Source organism: Porphyromonas uenonis 60-3 (assembly GCF_000174775.1).
In the GTDB taxonomy this organism is placed as follows: Bacteria; Bacteroidota; Bacteroidia; order Bacteroidales; family Porphyromonadaceae; genus Porphyromonas; species Porphyromonas uenonis_A.
On sequence record NZ_ACLR01000116.1, the window covers coordinates 1 to 15629 of the forward strand.

The 15629-nt window shown below is 51.3% G+C and carries 12 protein-coding genes, 1 tRNA gene and 1 pseudogene; 8 read left to right on the forward strand and 6 right to left on the reverse strand.

Going from position 1 to position 15629, the window contains the following annotated elements; all coding sequences use genetic code 11:
• The 3 genes from PORUE0001_RS03045 to PORUE0001_RS03060 all read left to right on the forward strand — a co-directional run.
• Positions 1-480 (forward strand): conjugal transfer protein TraO (locus PORUE0001_RS03045; RefSeq protein WP_007365008.1); only part of this gene is annotated, 480 nt, incomplete at its 5' end.
• 12 nt (positions 481-492) lie between these two features.
• The gene (locus PORUE0001_RS03050; RefSeq protein WP_007365005.1) at positions 493-957 is read left to right on the forward strand and encodes a DUF3872 domain-containing protein; all 465 of its coding nucleotides are present in this window, start codon (positions 493-495) and stop codon (positions 955-957) included.
• 207 nt (positions 958-1164) lie between these two features.
• Positions 1165-1701, forward strand: coding sequence for a ClbS/DfsB family four-helix bundle protein (locus PORUE0001_RS03060; RefSeq protein WP_007365016.1), 537 nt, complete (start codon positions 1165-1167; stop codon positions 1699-1701).
• Between the two features lie 38 nt (positions 1702-1739).
• On the opposite strand, the gene PORUE0001_RS03065 is transcribed toward PORUE0001_RS03060, so the two are convergent.
• Together PORUE0001_RS03065 and PORUE0001_RS03070 are read right to left on the reverse strand one after the other, a co-directional pair.
• Complete coding sequence (locus PORUE0001_RS03065) at positions 1740-3005, reverse strand: PcfJ domain-containing protein (RefSeq protein ID WP_007365025.1); 1266 nt, start codon at positions 3003-3005, stop codon at positions 1740-1742.
• On the reverse strand, positions 3002-3418 hold the full coding sequence (locus tag PORUE0001_RS03070) for a PcfK-like family protein (RefSeq protein WP_039865451.1): 417 nt from the start codon (positions 3416-3418) through the stop codon (positions 3002-3004). The genes PORUE0001_RS03065 and PORUE0001_RS03070 overlap by 4 nt, the downstream gene beginning before the upstream one ends.
• Before the next feature lie 317 nt (positions 3419-3735).
• On the opposite strand from PORUE0001_RS03070, the gene PORUE0001_RS03075 reads away from it, so the two are divergent.
• The 5 genes and pseudogenes from PORUE0001_RS03075 to PORUE0001_RS11115 form a co-directional block, all read left to right on the forward strand.
• The gene (locus PORUE0001_RS03075) at positions 3736-5706 is read left to right on the forward strand and encodes a TonB-dependent receptor plug domain-containing protein (RefSeq protein WP_232501405.1); all 1971 of its coding nucleotides are present in this window, start codon (positions 3736-3738) and stop codon (positions 5704-5706) included.
• 30 nt (positions 5707-5736) lie between these two features.
• Positions 5737-6363: an HmuY family protein gene (locus tag PORUE0001_RS03080; RefSeq protein ID WP_007365011.1), complete on the forward strand. Its 627-nt coding sequence runs from the start codon at positions 5737-5739 to the stop codon at positions 6361-6363.
• A gap of 203 nt (positions 6364-6566) precedes the next feature.
• Positions 6567-8075 carry a PepSY domain-containing protein gene (locus PORUE0001_RS03085; protein ID WP_007365019.1) on the forward strand — a complete coding sequence of 503 codons (1509 nt, stop codon included), beginning with the start codon at positions 6567-6569 and terminating at the stop codon, positions 8073-8075.
• A gap of 224 nt (positions 8076-8299) precedes the next feature.
• Complete coding sequence (locus tag PORUE0001_RS03090; RefSeq protein WP_039865454.1) at positions 8300-8602, forward strand: cupin domain-containing protein; 303 nt, start codon at positions 8300-8302, stop codon at positions 8600-8602.
• A 21-nt stretch (positions 8603-8623) separates the two neighbouring features.
• Positions 8624-9022 (forward strand): annotated as a pseudogene (locus tag PORUE0001_RS11115) (diguanylate cyclase); the annotation flags it as partial.
• Positions 9023-9181: 159 nt separating this feature from the next.
• On the opposite strand, the gene PORUE0001_RS03100 reads toward PORUE0001_RS11115, so the two are convergent.
• From PORUE0001_RS03100 to rseP, 4 genes are all read right to left on the reverse strand, one after another.
• Positions 9182-9268, reverse strand: a tRNA-Ser gene (locus tag PORUE0001_RS03100).
• Between the two features lie 112 nt (positions 9269-9380).
• Positions 9381-11384, reverse strand: coding sequence for a transporter (locus PORUE0001_RS03105; protein ID WP_232501406.1), 2004 nt, complete (start codon positions 11382-11384; stop codon positions 9381-9383).
• Positions 11326-13914: an endonuclease MutS2 gene (locus PORUE0001_RS03110; protein WP_232501407.1), complete on the reverse strand. Its 2589-nt coding sequence runs from the start codon at positions 13912-13914 to the stop codon at positions 11326-11328. Before PORUE0001_RS03110 ends, PORUE0001_RS03105 begins: the two co-directional genes overlap by 59 nt.
• Positions 13880-15220 carry an RIP metalloprotease RseP gene (gene rseP / locus PORUE0001_RS03115; protein WP_007365024.1) on the reverse strand — a complete coding sequence of 447 codons (1341 nt, stop codon included), beginning with the start codon at positions 15218-15220 and terminating at the stop codon, positions 13880-13882. Before rseP ends, PORUE0001_RS03110 begins: the two co-directional genes overlap by 35 nt.
• Between the last annotated feature and the right edge of the window lie 409 nt (positions 15221-15629).

Genomic DNA, 15629 nt, shown 5'->3' on the forward strand with positions numbered 1-15629 from the left:
CTGGTCGGCTCTATTCCGATTATCAAGGGGGAGAGACTATGCGCAAAGGAGAGCTTTGGGGTAGGTCTTGCGTTCGCACACTACTTCAAGCGGGCGAACTACGCTTTTCTCTTGGCGGAATATGAGCAGCAAGGGTTGACTTATCGCTCTTACAATGTTCCACTGCGTGATGCGCTCCTGCATTTCGGCTATATGCACCCGATACTCTCAGATAGGGGGAAGAATCTCTTTGGCTACTTGGGACTATCCGCTCTCTGCGGTTATGAAGAGCTGAACGAGGATAAACGGTTACTACCCGATGGGGCTACACTCCTGGACCGATCTCGCTTTACTTATGGTGGGGCGATACATAGCTCGGTAGAGCTGTTTCTTACAGACAATCTGCTCTTCGTCCTCAAAGCTCAAGGGCGACTGCTCTTCGGCTCTGACCTGCATCGTTTTCGTCCTGCTATCTCAGCAGGACTCAAGTTCAATATCTAACCACCAACAACAATGAAAAAGTTCCTAGTGAATACGATATGGGCTGTGGGAGGGATTGCCCTCGCCCTCTTTTGTCTATCTGCTTGTACTCGTGAGCTGGATGTACAGCAGGCTTACGACTTCTCACTCGAAGTGATGCCTGTGCAGAACTCCATAGCTAAGGGGGAAACGGCTGAAATACGCTGTAGTCTCAAAAGAGCTGGTCGCTTTGCCGATACCCGCTACACCATCCGCTACTTTCAGCCCGACGGCAAAGGGCGGTTAAGGATGGACGACGGCACGCTCTTTCTGCCCAACGATCGCTATCCGCTAACCAAGCAGGAATTCAGATTGTATTACACCTCACGCTCTACTGACCGCCAAACGATTGACATCTACGTGGAGGATAACTTCGGACAAGTCCAGCAACGAACTTTCAACTTCAACAATGAAAGAGAGGATAAACCAAAATCATCAATAGAAATACAGCCAACTTAGGAAGAAGTGTAATCTTCTTTGATTGCGACTTTCTTTTGCTTCTTTGCTTTGGTCGCCCGCTCGTACTCAAAGACAAAGAAAAGAAGCCCCCGAAAGTGTTGCCGTCTGTCGGCACCCTTTTGGGGGCTTTTGTTATTGAATCTACGAACAAGGTTCCGAATCTTTATCCTTTTACTTACCTTTGAGACAAACAAAGAATAAAGAGATATGGCAAGAGCTACAACAAAGGCGGATTTGATGACATCTGCGAATCAACAATTTGTGAAGATGTGGGAGCTCATAGACAGTATGAGTGAGGAGCAACAAGCGACACCTTTTGCAGTTGAAATGACTACAAGCGGTAAGGAAACGCATTGGAGAAGAGACAAGAACCTAAGGGATGTACTTGTGCATCTGTACGAGTGGCATAATCTGCTATTGAATTGGGTCCAAGCCAATAGCAATGGGGTGCCTAAGCCTTTTCTTCCCGAACCTTACAATTGGAGAACCTACCCAGCACTGAATGTTGAGTTTTGGAAGAAGCACCAAAACACATCGTTGGAGGAAGCAAAGGAAAACTTGAAAGCGTCTCATAATGCTGTAATGGCTTTGATAGAAAATTATTCTAATGATGAACTTTTTGCCAAAGGCTCATTGCCTTGGACTGGGACATCTACACTCGGAGCATATTGTGTCTCGGTAACGGCAAGTCACTACGATTGGGCGATGAAGAAGATAAAGAAGCATATCAAATACTTGAAATAAACTTAGGGGAAAAGAGCCGACAGCTCCTTTACCGACCTTCATCGTACAACTTCCCGTATCAGTTGGCTATGGGCATTGACAAGGCTCACAATTTGCTCGTGGTATGGGCTGTTTTGGTTGCATACGCCACGGCTCTGTATTACTTGTAGTGTGTCAAGAGAGACCTCTATAGTCTCTATCCGTTTGCCCTCAATGGTAGCAGACAAAATGAGCGAGTTCTCTTTGAGGTGGTACTCATTTGAAAATAGGCAGTGGTGCAATTCAGCTCCTTCGTCTATATATTCCTGCACACTCTCCAGGACGTGTACTTGGATTGTGCCGTCCGTGAAACGGATGCCGAAGAACTTTGACTTGAGTTCACGAAAACGCTCTTCGTCCGCCATTGCCCTTTCCCGCTTTCGCTCCATCGCCTCCCGCTCACGCTGTCTGCGAAGCTCCACTTCTCGTTTATCATGCTCTCCTCTGAGGTCGGAGGGGCAGATGTATTTCGGATTGTGGATGTCCTTACCCAATCGCTTGAGCATATCTACATAGTCACACCATAAGGCAATGTCGCTTATTATGTAGTGGTGACGAAGTGTCAACTTGTATGAGTTCCAATAGTTGTCAAGCCCTTTGCTCTTTGATAGGAGATGTCTTAAATCTTTATGTCGTCCTGCTTTCATCATTGTTTCTGCACGACTATCAGTAAGCAGAGCTGGGATGAGTTGAGTAGGTGCTATGCCGTGAAACTCTCCGTTGAAGCCATTTCTATAAAGCGTATTCGTGACCTTTAGCTTCGGATATATCTGCGAATAGGCTACATATCGGTAAGCTTCACTATCGTTACGGATAGCCATCGGAGAGTAAAAAGAGAAGCTATCAATGTAATGTCCAAAAGTCCGCTGTATGGCTACTAGTGCTTGTCTCCCTGCATCGCTCCACCAATAATGCCCAATCTCAATGACAGAACTCTGAGCTCTGCAACCTTTCTCCATACCTACAACAAGGAGAAACATTCGCAACACTTGATACTCACCACAAGTGGTTAGGAGCGTGAAGTACTGCTTCTGTTGTAACTTCCGCGCTCTTGTTGTCTTGACTTGTAGACTTGCCCTACATTGAGGGCAAGTGCAAGTATCTATAGGCTGCTCCAAAGTCCAACTATGACCACAATCCATACAAGTCGTACGACCTTTAGGTAAGCGGTAGGCAAAGTGGTCTATGCACTCACGGAAAGCCCACTGACGCTGCGCTTTTGTTATCGGGCATAGTCTCGTACTCAGTGCCAAGACGGCTTTCTCAAACTTGTTCCTAGGTTTCATAAGGCAAGGGTGTCAAATAGTGTGGGTTGCGGTTGTGTAGCAGATGTTGTCTCGGTTCTTTCAGTCCTCTTAGGTCGCTCATTTCGCTTCTGCAATTTGACAAGTTTCTCTTGTTGGTATTGCTTTTTCTCTTCTTCGGAGAGCTCTACAACGTGATTGACCACAACATTGCAACCAGCTACTTTGTCCACCGCTATATCATCTTCATCATAGTAGTGAACTGCCATTGAGTATATCTCCTCATCGGCAAAGCCATTACAACCACTTCTTTGCACCTCACTCAAGATATAGAGAATGCACTCCTCTATGTTCTTATGGGGCTTCTGTAGATTGGGCGCAAACAAAGGATCTGTCATCGCACGTCCATTAGGGTATTCAGCTATCGTTCGGATAAATTGTTCTGTTCCTTTCATTTTCCTTATCGGACTCCTCAAAAGTCCCGTCTAAAAAAGTCTCAGAAAACTGTAGTCTCATGCAGCGGAGACTCGATTAGGACGCACTAAAAAGGCAGGCAACGCCACGCACCCCGAGAGATTTACCTAGATCATGCCAACAGAGCCCACCAAAAACGGGGGAAAACAACAACTGTTAGGTATTTTCCACCCAACGGGATTGTTTTACCTTTGTGCATTGATCGGAAACACGAGAGATACAACACATGAAAGCTTACCACTTTGCTCTTATTCTTCTCATTCTTGCTCCCCTAAGAGGATTTGGGCAAGACAGCTTGATGATGTATCACGAGCTAGACGAAGTGGTTGTCACAGCCACCCGGACCCCAAAGAAAATATCGGACTCTCCAGTACTCACGCAAGTCATCTCACGCAAACAGATCGAGAGACAAGGCTGGATGGACATCAAGTCCCTCCTACAAGACGAGATACCAGGTCTCTCATTTAGCGAAGTGGGATTTGGCACAAGCATCAACCTACAAGGGCTTGGAGCCAAGCACATATTATTCTTGATCGATGGGGAACGGATCGCCGGCGAGTCGGGCAACAACATCGACTACACCCGATTGAACCTCAACAATATTGAACGCATCGAGATCGTACAAGGTGCTGGATCGGCACTCTACGGCTCACAAGCGATGGGCGGTGTGATCAACATCATCACACGCAAGCCAACCGACCGACTAAGTCTGGGTGTGGATCTGAGATGGGGGACGAGGTTTCAAAAAAACTACTCCCACATAGAGCCTGATGACAAATACCGGTACTACAAGACAAGGACCGACATGCCAAATGCCGACGGCGCACTGACCATCGGGTACAAAAAGAAAAGCTGGAGCACCCAGACCGTACTCTCGATACAAACCAAAGATGCCTACAACATCTACGACAAAGCCGGTAGCACCATATACTACCCCGAGCTCAACAAAACGGTCACCAAGGAGAAAAGCTCCACACCTACCAACATTTCTGGGTTCACCACAATGACTGCCAAGCAGACCTTGTCGTGGACCCCCATCAAGGCACTGTCCCTGACTGCACAAGGCAACTACTACTCCAAGCGCGTACATGACCTCTACCTGGACAACAAGCACGAGTACAACCGAGACCTCTCCGGACTCTTTTCTGCAAAATACACCCTACCCAACGGTGGTACTTGGGAAGCAAATATCCACGGAGACAGATATCGCAGATACACCGTATTCGAGCAAAAAAAGATGCAAAAACAACTCGTCTACACGCACACAGTCCTCCAGCCCAATATTTCGTACAGATGGACCATAGACAATGACCATGAACTGATCACCGGAGCTGAATACCTACGGGAAGTACTCTATGCGGATAAGTTTAGCAAAGATGGACTGACAGCCCGAGCACAGGGGGCCTACGCTCTATTTGTCCAAGATGACTGGAAAATACCGGGGACCTCACTGAGCATGATCAGCGGGCTAAGGGTAGACTATAACAAGGGGTACGGCATCAACTTCTCCCCAAAATTGGCTCTACTTTACAAGGTGTCACCCTTTACCATCCGGCTAAACTACGGTCGCGGCTACCGATCCCCAAGTATCAAAGAACTCTACATGGACTGGGACCACCTCGGTATGTTTTGGATCTACGGCAACAAACAGCTCAAGCCGGAGTCCAACCACTACCTCTCTCTGACAACAGAGTACACACATCCCCAACTGTATGTGATGCTCTCGGGATACTACAACTTCTTCACCAACAAGATCGAGGGTATCTGGTCCGAAGACCAAAAAGAGCTCCACTACCGCAACATCTCCAAGTCCACACTCGCAGGTGTTCAAATCCAGATGCGCATCAGGCCATTCATCAGCCTGCCCCTACAGATCCACCTGGCATCGCACTACCTGCACCCTTTCTTTCACGACGGAGTGAGACTCACTTCCCAGGCACCGATCTCTGGGACTGGGCGAATCGAGTACCTACAGTACTGGGGTAACCACCGGCTGGCATTCAATATCAGTGCATCAGTAATGGGAAAGAAAAGCCTATCTGGACTGACAACCATCGAGGACGAAGGCATCCCAAAAGAGACTCCATACCGAATAACCATACCGGGCTACACCTTGGTGCGGTCGACCATCGCCTACACCCACCCAAAGTGGGGCACACTCACCATAGGGGTAGATAACATTCTCAACTACCAAGCAGATGTTGTCTCCTTCAACTCCTATGCCGGCCCCGGCCGAAGCTTATTCATGTCCTACCACTTCAACCTGTAAAAACAACTGTCACTATTACCTATTAAAGAGATGAACAAAACAAAATGCATTCTCGCACTGATCAGTGCTCTGGTGCTGTCATTGGGCATCGTCTCCTGCGGAGACAACAAGCCAAATGCACCATCCTCAAAAAACAAAAAGACCTACACGCAGAGCCGACGTTGCAAAGGAGAGCTCGGGAAAGACTGGATCTACTTCAGCTTCGCCACTGGCAAAGAGGTGCCCGGGATTGACGAAACCAACTTCAAGGAACGTACCGACTGGGACATTGCGATCCACTCATTTTACTTCCGAGCCAACTGTGGCACATCCGGCAAAGGCAAAGGAGGGGCCCTCATGACCAACCAGACAAAACTATCCGCAGTGAAAGAAGCCCCCACCGAAGGCTACATCGTGGACGAAGCAATCTCCATATGGGGCTGGAAAGGCGAACTGATCAAAGCCGAAGTATCCGGCAACCCCGAGCTCAACAAAATGATCGGATTCAGTGGCCCACCCCCAAAATACACTCCCTCGGACAATATATTCATCATCCGAACAGCCGACGGGAAATACGCCAAAGTCAAGATGATTAGCTACATAGACGACAGTGGCAAGAGCGGTATCGTCTCCTTTGACTACGTCTACCAACCCGACGGCTCCACCAAGCTAGACTAGGAGATTCGGACGAAATAGGACAGACAGCATCTCAGGTGCGACATCGCACCTGAGATACTCTTTGTATGACGGGCATATTTTGAAAACAAATTAAACCGCCATATGCCGAACAGCACGTACAGATGGTGTGGGAGGGAAGAAAACGAAAGTAGGACAGAAAATTTTCGTTTCCCGACCTACTTGATTGTAAGACAAGAACCAAAATGAAACGCTCTCGATACACCCTCCTAAAAGGATGGCACAAGTGGATCTGCCTAGTCATCACCATACTCGTACTAGGCTTTGCCGGATCTGGCATTATTCTAAACCACAGAGACCTGGTGTCGGGTATTGACCTACCCCGCTCCTGGCTACCCAAGGCCTACCACTATAAATCCTGGAGCGGTGGCAGCCTCATCGGGAAGATTCGAGCGACCCCTGATGAGGAGTGGATCTATGGAGCCGCCGGAGTATGGGCTTACGACCCACAGCTAAAAAGCTACGACAGCCGGAGCGATGGCCTAGACCCTCGTGCCGACAGGAGATCGGTCCAAAGAGTAGTCCGGACAAACCGTGGCGACCTCTACGCCCTCACCGCATACAGCCTATACAAGTGGCAAGCCGACAAAAAGGAGTGGGCGAAACAACCGAAGCTTACACCCAAAAACGAACGCTTGACAGATCTGGAAACGCAAGGCGACACCCTTGTTTTACTGAGCCGAAGCCACCTATACCTTATCTTTTCCTCTCAAGAATCCCCCACACGCGCAGACCTTCCCGCACCAGACGACTATGAGCCACGGGTATCGCTATTCAGCACTATTTGGCAGATACATAGTGGAGCATTTTTTGGAACAATAGGACGACTAGTTGTTGACCTGATGGGAGTGGCACTCATCCTCCTCTCCATCACCGGCATTTTGATCACCTTTGTCCCCAAAAAAGCAAAGGTGTGGAAGCAATTTCTCAAGGAACACAATAGGTGGGGCAAATGGTGCTTTTGGGGTTTGCTTTTTGTGACGATCACAGGGGCATTCCTACGTCCTCCGTTGATGATTACAGTCATCAAGGCACAGGTTCCGACCATTCCGGGAACAAACCTTTACAGCACCAACCCGTGGAATGACAAATTGAGAAAGATCCGTCGCGATCCCATCACAAAAGAGTGGTTGCTATCGACCTCTCGGGGCTTTTATGCACTGAAGCAGTTTGGAAAAGCCCCCAAGCGACTGACCGGCACTCCACCTGTCAGTGTCATGGGACTCAATGTCTGGGAGTGGAGTGACCGAGACTCGCTGTGGGTGGTGGGATCGTTCAGTGGAGCATTCAGGTGGAATCGACAAAAAGGGCAAGTCTACGATGCCCTAACAGGCAAGGCCTACACCGAATCTGGACAAAAAGGCATGCCCATCTTTGGGACCCCAATCAGTGGGTACACTATTGACTCTGACGGGAGAGAGCGATTCTATAGCTACTCCACTGGTGAACTCCAAGCGGAGGATGCGACCGACACTATGCCACCAATGCCAACAGAGATAAGTCCCGGTAGGATTTCACTCTGGCATGCCGCACTTGAGCTGCATGTCGGCCGACTGTATGAGAAAATACTCGGTCCGCTCCAGCCTCTATACATATTCCTTTCGGCCCTACTCCTCATCTTGGCTTTGACCACTGGATGGATGCTCTACAGACGGTATTACCGGCGGAGAGGAGGGAAAAAGCCAAAGAAGTAATCCGCCGAGAAACTTTTGTCACAAGCGGCTAGAGAAAAGCCAATAACCATCAACAATCGAGTAGGTAGGGAAACGAAGTAATAGCACATTGTTTAGTTTTGATCAGCCATAACAGCCTGTAATACATCGACATAAAAAACACAACTTCAAAATGAAGGTCATTCAACTGTTTTGCCTATCTTTGTAGATGACAAATATTAATCATAACCAAATAAAGAAGAATCATGAAACAGATAATCAATCCCATTGGGAAGAAAATCAATACTCTAGGTAAGGTGATTGACAACAAGGAACTCATGCTTGTACACCTGCAACTGAAAAGCGGAGAACAAGTTCCCTCCCACGACCATAAAGGACAGGAAGTATACTTCACTATAGTGAAAGGAACTGTGGAGGTTACTCTTGACGATACCGAGGTACATCGTATCAGCACAGGTACCGTTCTACATTTCCCCGGTGAAGCCCACGTAGGCGTAAATGCCATAGAAGATAGTGATTTTTTCGTTTACCTCATCAACAGACAATAACGTTATGGATATGAAAAACATCTGCCGCATGTAGACCTTGAAAAACTCGGCAAAATACTCGAGATTAAAGAGGCATAGCAACGAGGAGATATTTCATTGGAAGAGGGTAGAACCCAAATAAGAGAGCAAGTTGGGAAAATCTACCCTTATGAAATTGCATTGGCAGAACAGGAACTCAAAACCATAGAAGAGAATGAGTGTAAGAAGGAGGATATTCAAAAGATGATTGAGCTGTTTGATGAAGTGATGGACACCAGTCGCCCAAATCTTCCTCTCAACCACCCTATCATGTGCTACTACAGAGAGAACGATGAAATGCGTTGCCTTATGCTCTCTATAGAAGATCTTGTACAATATCCGATTATCAAGAACCAGTGGCTAGAATTGTACGACCAAATAGCGGCTTTTCGCACTCACCTTTTGACTGTATTCCTCCTCTTGCTCCGGAGACTCTCTGAGCTAGAGTGCCTCTGAGAGAAAGGGCTTAGCACCAAAAGAAAAGTGCCTTAACTCACTGAGAATTAAGACACTTACTGTTTTGTTGTACCGATTGGCTTGTCTCTGCCAGAGTACGCTTAGCGGAAGCGGGGGGATTCGAACCCCCGGTACGGTTACCCGTACGACAGTTTAGCAAACTGTTGGTTTCAGCCACTCACCCACACTTCCTTTTGGGCTTTGCTGGCACAAAGGTACTACTTTTATTTGACTTGGCAAACTCTAGACGAAAAACAAAATTCTGCAAGTCTTATGCGTGGGGTTTGTGGCATATAGGAGTCTCTCAGAAGCGGTAGACGAGGTAGCTGTCGGCGCGCCAGCGGGGAACGCCTTCGTCTAGGTTGCGATCGTAGCGCATGGAGGCTGAGAGTGTCCAGTGCGGCGCTAGCTGCCACTGCAGGAGTAGTGCGGTGGCAATGCCTTGACCCGTAGCGCTGTACAGTCCGAAGGCATAGCGAGAGGTGGGCAGGTAAGCGTAGCTCGCGACCCGCATGTGGTCGGCATGGTAGTAATGTCCCGAGAGCGCAATGCTGAGCGGACGGCGTACGCCCGTACGATAGCGAGCAACGGCAGTGAGCGACCGTCCCCACTGCGCCTCATCTTGTTCCTCTAATCGACGCTGCTGGATGGTGCCTACAAGCTGTAGGGAGATAGCGTCCAGGCTATAGCGTAGCGTACTACTGAGTCGCCAGCGCAGCGCCTCTTCATTGGAGCGTCCCAGCTGCCCGTACCAGAGTTGCTCAATCTGATTGTTGTAGCGGGTGGTAAGGTAGAGACGTGTCAAGAGACCACGACTGCGCTCTAGCTTATGATAGCGAGGCTCGATGCTTTCGTATAGCTCTAGCATAGCACGCAGGGTGGAGCGCTTCATCAGGCGCATGGTGCCGTAGAGGCGAAGCCCCATATCGTTGCCCAGACGGGCGTAGTGGCTCTCGCTCCGACCATAATAGGAGGCGAAGCGTGGAGACATATAATATAGTGTCACGCCGAAGTCTCGCTGCCGAGGGGTGTGGTAGCGCAGGTGCTGTATGAAGCCCAGATGCTCTAACTGCTCAGTGGCTAGTTCGCCCTGCAACTCCAAGCGTCGCGACTGGCTCTGCCACTGATAGGCAAGCGAGGTGAGCCAATGCGACTGGAGCGGGGTGTCGCTCGCTATGGCTTTGTAACCAGGCATAAAGGCTAAGTCATACCCCATCCAGTCGGCATAGAGCGTCTGTAGCGAAAGAGAGGCTCGTGGCATAGTGTAAGCGAGCTGCGCCGCCATCGTCTGCATCGGTATGAGCGCTCGCTGGGCTCGTCGCTCCGGAGTGTCGTAGCGCATGTTAGGTCTGATAGACAGGATCAAGCCTTGTCGCTCATCAATCGTGCCGTCGAGCCGACTGTAAGAGTAAAAAGCGGAGTAGCGCCACGCTCCCCAATGCCCCTCACTCGCAATGCCTCTCAAAGTACGCTCACGCATCGCACTGAGCGAAGGGGAGATCATCGACTTATGACGCGTGAACTGTGGTAGCGCACTCGCACTTGCCCAGACGGAGCGAGCAGCGAGGAGACCAGCGCCCCACCCCACCTTAAAGTGACCAAGCACCACCTTATCGAGGTAGGGCAAGCGAGGTTCATACATAGCGAAGTAGCGCCAGGTGCCATCTTTCGCTAGTTCTTGCGGGTATCTCTGATACTGAGCCGCAACCTGCCAAAGCCCCTTCTGCCTTAGCGATATAGCCGAGCGAAGCTTGAGCGGGTCGTACCACGCTTCAGGGTCGGTTTCGGAAGCTTTATGGTAGCTCATCGCAAGGTAAGCTTCGCCAGTGAGTGGCGCCTTGGGCTTTTCGTAAGGCTCCCCAGCGAAAGGTCGCACCGTCACATAGGGCGCTACACGAGCTATCGTCTCACGATCCCAGCCCGTGATCCACTTGAGATCATAGACCGACTGGAGCTCGCCACCGCGCTCATCACGATAAAGCCTAAGCTGATGAAGCTGCTGGCGGGTGAGAAAGGGAAAGCGAACCTGTAGCTCCTGCTGAGTGGCACGGTTCAGGTCAAGCAACTCCTTTGCCTTCGCCTTTTGCGGAGATAGCTCTAGCAAGTCATCCTCCCCTAGCTCGGAGAGTTCGTCACTCGGCAAGCTCTCGACGAGCCACTCGAGGGGAAGTTCGCTCATCGTGAGCGAATCGTTCTGCGCCCACCCCGTCAGCGGGAGGAGGAGCAAGAGAACTAAATAGAGCTGTCCCCTACTCCTGCAGATGAACGATCGTAATGCCTGCACCGCCAAACCGCACATCTTCATCATGATAGTGGCTCACCCCTGGATAGTGGTCGAGTAGCTCACGGATAGAGATCCGTAGCGCTCCCGTCCCCGTGCCGTGCAGTATCTGCACACGGTTGAAGCCTAGACTGATCGCATCATCGAGGAAGTATTGAACCGCTTGGATTGCCTCAGCAGCACGCATACCCCGCACGTCTAGTCGGTCGGAGAAGTCCAGCCGACGCTCATGCAGATGCTCCACCACATTGGTCGTACGGGCTGGTTGCGGAGCTGCCTGCGCCTGCTCCTCCTTGCGCTCACTGCCAAGTCGTACGATCTCATTGGGCTTGCAGGTGATACGTATGCGACCATTGACCACCACCGTGGCACTACTGGCCGAAAGCTCAGAGAGGACACCCACCACATTCATCGTGGTGACCCGCACCTCGTCCCCCTCCTTGGGAGGCTTTGGCACAGAAAGCTTGACTGGCGACTGGCTTTGCGCACCACGCTCTGGAGCGCCGCCCTGCTTGCGCTTACGCTCCTTACGCTCCTTGCGACGCTTGAGCCGCTCCAGCTCGCGCTCCACACTACCCGACTGCTCCAACGTATCAACCTGTGCTAGTTGCTCGCTGTAGGCGCTGAGAGCTTGGCGAGCCTCCTTGGTCTGCTGTCGCTCCGCTTGGCTCTCCTTGATCTCTCGGATCGTGCGCTCGATCTGAGCACGACTCTGATCCAGTAGTTGAGTCGCCTCCTGCTGTGCTTGCGTCAGGAGGTCCTGCCGCTGCTCCTTGAGCTTCGACAGACGCGCCTCGTAGTCTGCCAGGAGGCGCTCGAGCTTCTGCTCCCGATGCTCAATCTCGGTACGCTTGCGCTGCCAGTACTGCTTGTCGCGTACGATGTCCTGCACGTAGCGCTCGCTCTGGATCACCTCCTCGCCGACCAGCTCGGTGGCGTACTCCAGCACCTTGCGAGGCAACCCTTGCTGACGTGCTATCTCTAGGGCAAAGGAGCTTCCCGGCTGACCAATGGATAGTTCGTAAAGCGGCTTCATCTCCTTCTGGTCATAGAGCATAGCCCCGTTGACGATGCCCTTGTGCGTGGTTGCATACTCCTTGAGATTGCGGTAGTGCGTCGTGATGACGCCCCACGCCCGCTGCTCATTAAAGAGTGCCAAAAGCCCCTCCGCTATGGCTCCACCCAGCTCAGGCTCCGTGCCAGCTCCAAACTCATCAATCAGGAGCAAACTATTCGCTCCACAAGCGGCCGACATAGCTCGCATGTGCTTCAAGTGCGAAGAGTAAGTACTCAGATCGTCCTCCATAGACTGATTGTCGCCTATCTCTATCGCTAGGTGGTTGAAGACGCCCGCCACCGAGTCAGGGTGCACGGGAATCGGTATACCACTCTGCAGCATGTATTGAAGTAGTCCGACCGTCTTGAGACAAACCGACTTACCGCCGGCATTAGGACCAGAAATGACAAGGATACGTTCGTTGGGATAGCGTAGCAAGATATCCTGCGCCACGACACTCTTGCCCTCTTGACTGAGCGTGTGCTGCAGTATCGGGTTGATCGCCTGATACCACTGAATGGTTGGCTTGTTGCGCACCTCAGGTATGGAGCAGTGCATCTCATCGGCAAAGCGAGCTATCGCACAGACCGCATCAATGCGTCCCATGGAGAGGTAAAGCTGGGACAACGTCTCACGACGCTCCCGAATAGGAGCCGTAAGCTGGCGCAAGATCTCGATCACCTCACGATGCTCCTCGCTCTCCAGTTCACGGATACGGTTGTTTGCCTCGACCACCTCGAGAGGCTCTATATATAGTGTCTTGCCCGTGGCACTCTCGTCGTGGACTATTCCTGGTATCTGACGCTTGTGCATAGCGGTCACTGGTAGGACGGGGCGTCCCGAGCGCATCGTTGCCTGCGCATCCTCTTCGACATAGCCAGCTGCCTGTGCTGCCGTAAGCAGGCCTCGCATCAGCTTCGCAATGGCACGCTCCTCATGCTGTAGGGCGAGGCGTAGCTCAGCAAGCCGTGGCGAAGCGTTGTCCACCAGTCGTCCATGTGGATCAAGCTTGCGCAAGATCGTTTGCGCTATCTCCTGCAAGCCTTCACTACCCACCACAAGCCGTGACAGGCTGGGATAGAGCGGTGTGACCTCGCCCGCCCCATTGTCCTGCACTTTCGTCAAGAGCCTCGACCACGCCTCATAGCTCACGATCGCCTGAGCCACCTGCGCCAACTCCTCCTCCGTCAGGTAACTGCCCTCAGCACGTAGCGTGCCGAGCGTAGCCCGCAGGTCAGCGACACGTCGTGTGGGTAGCTCCATCGTGACGTTCAGCAGATGTCTCATCTCCCGCACACGCTCCAAGCGATGGCGGATAGCGTCTGGACGAGTAGAGGCGGTCAGCGCACCGACCATCTCCCGCCCCATAGAGCTGTGACACTCCGAGGCGATCAGATCTAGCAGGTCGTAGTAGCCTACTTTGTCTAGATAGTCCGAGGGATAGGTTATGTCGCTAGGCATCTTGTCAGAAGAGCTTAAAGAGGTCATTGGCATTGGCATAGATCACCAGAGCTATCAGGAGCAGCATCCCCACCATCTGCGCTCGTATCAGCACTTCGTCCTTGACCTTGCGCCCAGTGATCATCTCCCAGATGACGAAAAGCAGGTGCCCTCCGTCCAGTCCTGGTATGGGGATGATATTCATAAAGGCAAAGATGATCGACAGCAGAGCGCATATCTGCCAAAAGGTAAACCAGTCCCACTGCGCAGGGAAAAGCTTACCCATCGAGACCAAGCCCCCTAATGAAGAGGCTCCTTCAGGTGTGAAGACATACTTCATATCCTGCGCATAGCCCGAGAGCGTGCCTATACCCTTGTGCCACCCTGCCACAAAGCTCTCTGGCAGTGAGTAGCGCACCTGCTGCACCTCGTAAATGTCTTGCAGCGGACGGAGCATTACCCCGATCACGCCCGTCGTGTCGGGACGTATCGCCAGCTGCACCGTATCACTGCCACGGAGCCACTCAGAGCTAATCCACTCGCCTGCATGGGTGTAGAAGTAGCGACGACCACTCGGCAGATGAGGCATCGGGATACTGTCCAGCGCAAGCAGTTTGTCGCCACGCTGCACCCCCGCCTCGGCAGCCGCACTACCCGCCAGGACGCTGTCGGCAATAAAGGGTAGCTGCATCGTCATCAATCCCTCGTTGCCTCGCAAGATACGCTGCATCATATCGTCAGGGATCGCTATATTGACCAGCTGACCATCGCGCTGCACGGTCACCTCCTTTGCCTCGATTACCGCACGCATGAAGTCGGCACGTAGCACGTCCCGCTCCTTGCCGTCGATAGACCATATGATGTCTCCATCGTGGAAGCCCACCTCCTGAGCCGCAGGACTAAAGATCATCCCCGCCGTGACGGACCGTGAGGACATCTCCACATCGCCCCAGTGGTACGATATGCCCGCATAGATCAGGAGCGCCAAGATGAAGTTAAAGAGCACCCCACCGATCAGAATGAAAAAGCGTTGCCATGCCGGCTTACTGCGAAATTCGTTGCCTCGTATCGGCTCCTTGATCTGATCCGTGTCAAGGCTTTCGTCGATCATGCCGTGGATCTTGCAGTAGCCCCCGAGCGGAAGCCAGCCGATACCGTACTCCGTCTCACTACCCTTGGGGCGATAGCGCCAGAGCGCCTTACCCTTGAGGTCAAAGAAGAGGTAAAACTTGTCCACCCGCACGCCAAAGAGCCGCGCGAAGAGGAAGTGCCCCAGCTCGTGTATAAAGACCAAGAGACTCAGCGCCAAGAGCAACTGCCCGATACGCATCAGAGTACTCATGAGTGCTATCGTATCTATACCCATCTAGTTTGTCGTAATTATAGCTAGCCACAAAGGTACAATAATATTGGGGGCTAGCCTGTAGATCTATGGCTAACACTGTGCAAATAGACTGTACATGTGGCGATTAGCTCTCGATTTCTTGTACAATCTATCGAGGAGGTCAATCACTCTCCGTGGAAAATATCAAATCGCTCCGTGGAGATTCGACATTCTCCAGGGAGGAATGAAAAAATTCATCGGAACTTCGAAATCTTTCTTCCGAAGTTTCATTTCATTCTTCCGAACTTTTATTTCCCGGTTCCGTGGGGAATTTTCGTTTGCTCCCTGGAGATTTCCGATTTCCTCGGGAGGAATTTATTTCTTCTCATAAGATATCCGCAAAATAAGTCTATAAAGTACTCAGCATCAGCAACCTGACACTACACACCTC

Bases quoted from the DNA above. Each gene is read 5' to 3' on its own strand.
- PORUE0001_RS03050 (WP_007365005.1), top strand. From the start codon at position 493: ATGAAAAAGTTCCTAGTGAATACGATATGGGCTGTGGGAGGGATTGCC.
- PORUE0001_RS03060 (WP_007365016.1), top strand. From the start codon at position 1,165: ATGGCAAGAGCTACAACAAAGGCGGATTTGATGACATCTGCGAATCAA.
- PORUE0001_RS03065 (WP_007365025.1), bottom strand. From the start codon at position 3,005: ATGAAACCTAGGAACAAGTTTGAGAAAGCCGTCTTGGCACTGAGTACG.
- PORUE0001_RS03070 (WP_039865451.1), bottom strand. From the start codon at position 3,418: ATGAAAGGAACAGAACAATTTATCCGAACGATAGCTGAATACCCTAAT.
- PORUE0001_RS03075 (WP_232501405.1), top strand. From the start codon at position 3,736: ATGATGTATCACGAGCTAGACGAAGTGGTTGTCACAGCCACCCGGACC.
- PORUE0001_RS03080 (WP_007365011.1), top strand. From the start codon at position 5,737: ATGAACAAAACAAAATGCATTCTCGCACTGATCAGTGCTCTGGTGCTG.
- PORUE0001_RS03085 (WP_007365019.1), top strand. From the start codon at position 6,567: ATGAAACGCTCTCGATACACCCTCCTAAAAGGATGGCACAAGTGGATC.
- PORUE0001_RS03090 (WP_039865454.1), top strand. From the start codon at position 8,300: ATGAAACAGATAATCAATCCCATTGGGAAGAAAATCAATACTCTAGGT.
- PORUE0001_RS03105 (WP_232501406.1), bottom strand. From the start codon at position 11,384: ATGATGAAGATGTGCGGTTTGGCGGTGCAGGCATTACGATCGTTCATC.
- PORUE0001_RS03110 (WP_232501407.1), bottom strand. From the start codon at position 13,914: ATGCCAATGCCAATGACCTCTTTAAGCTCTTCTGACAAGATGCCTAGC.
- rseP (WP_007365024.1), bottom strand. From the start codon at position 15,220: ATGGGTATAGATACGATAGCACTCATGAGTACTCTGATGCGTATCGGG.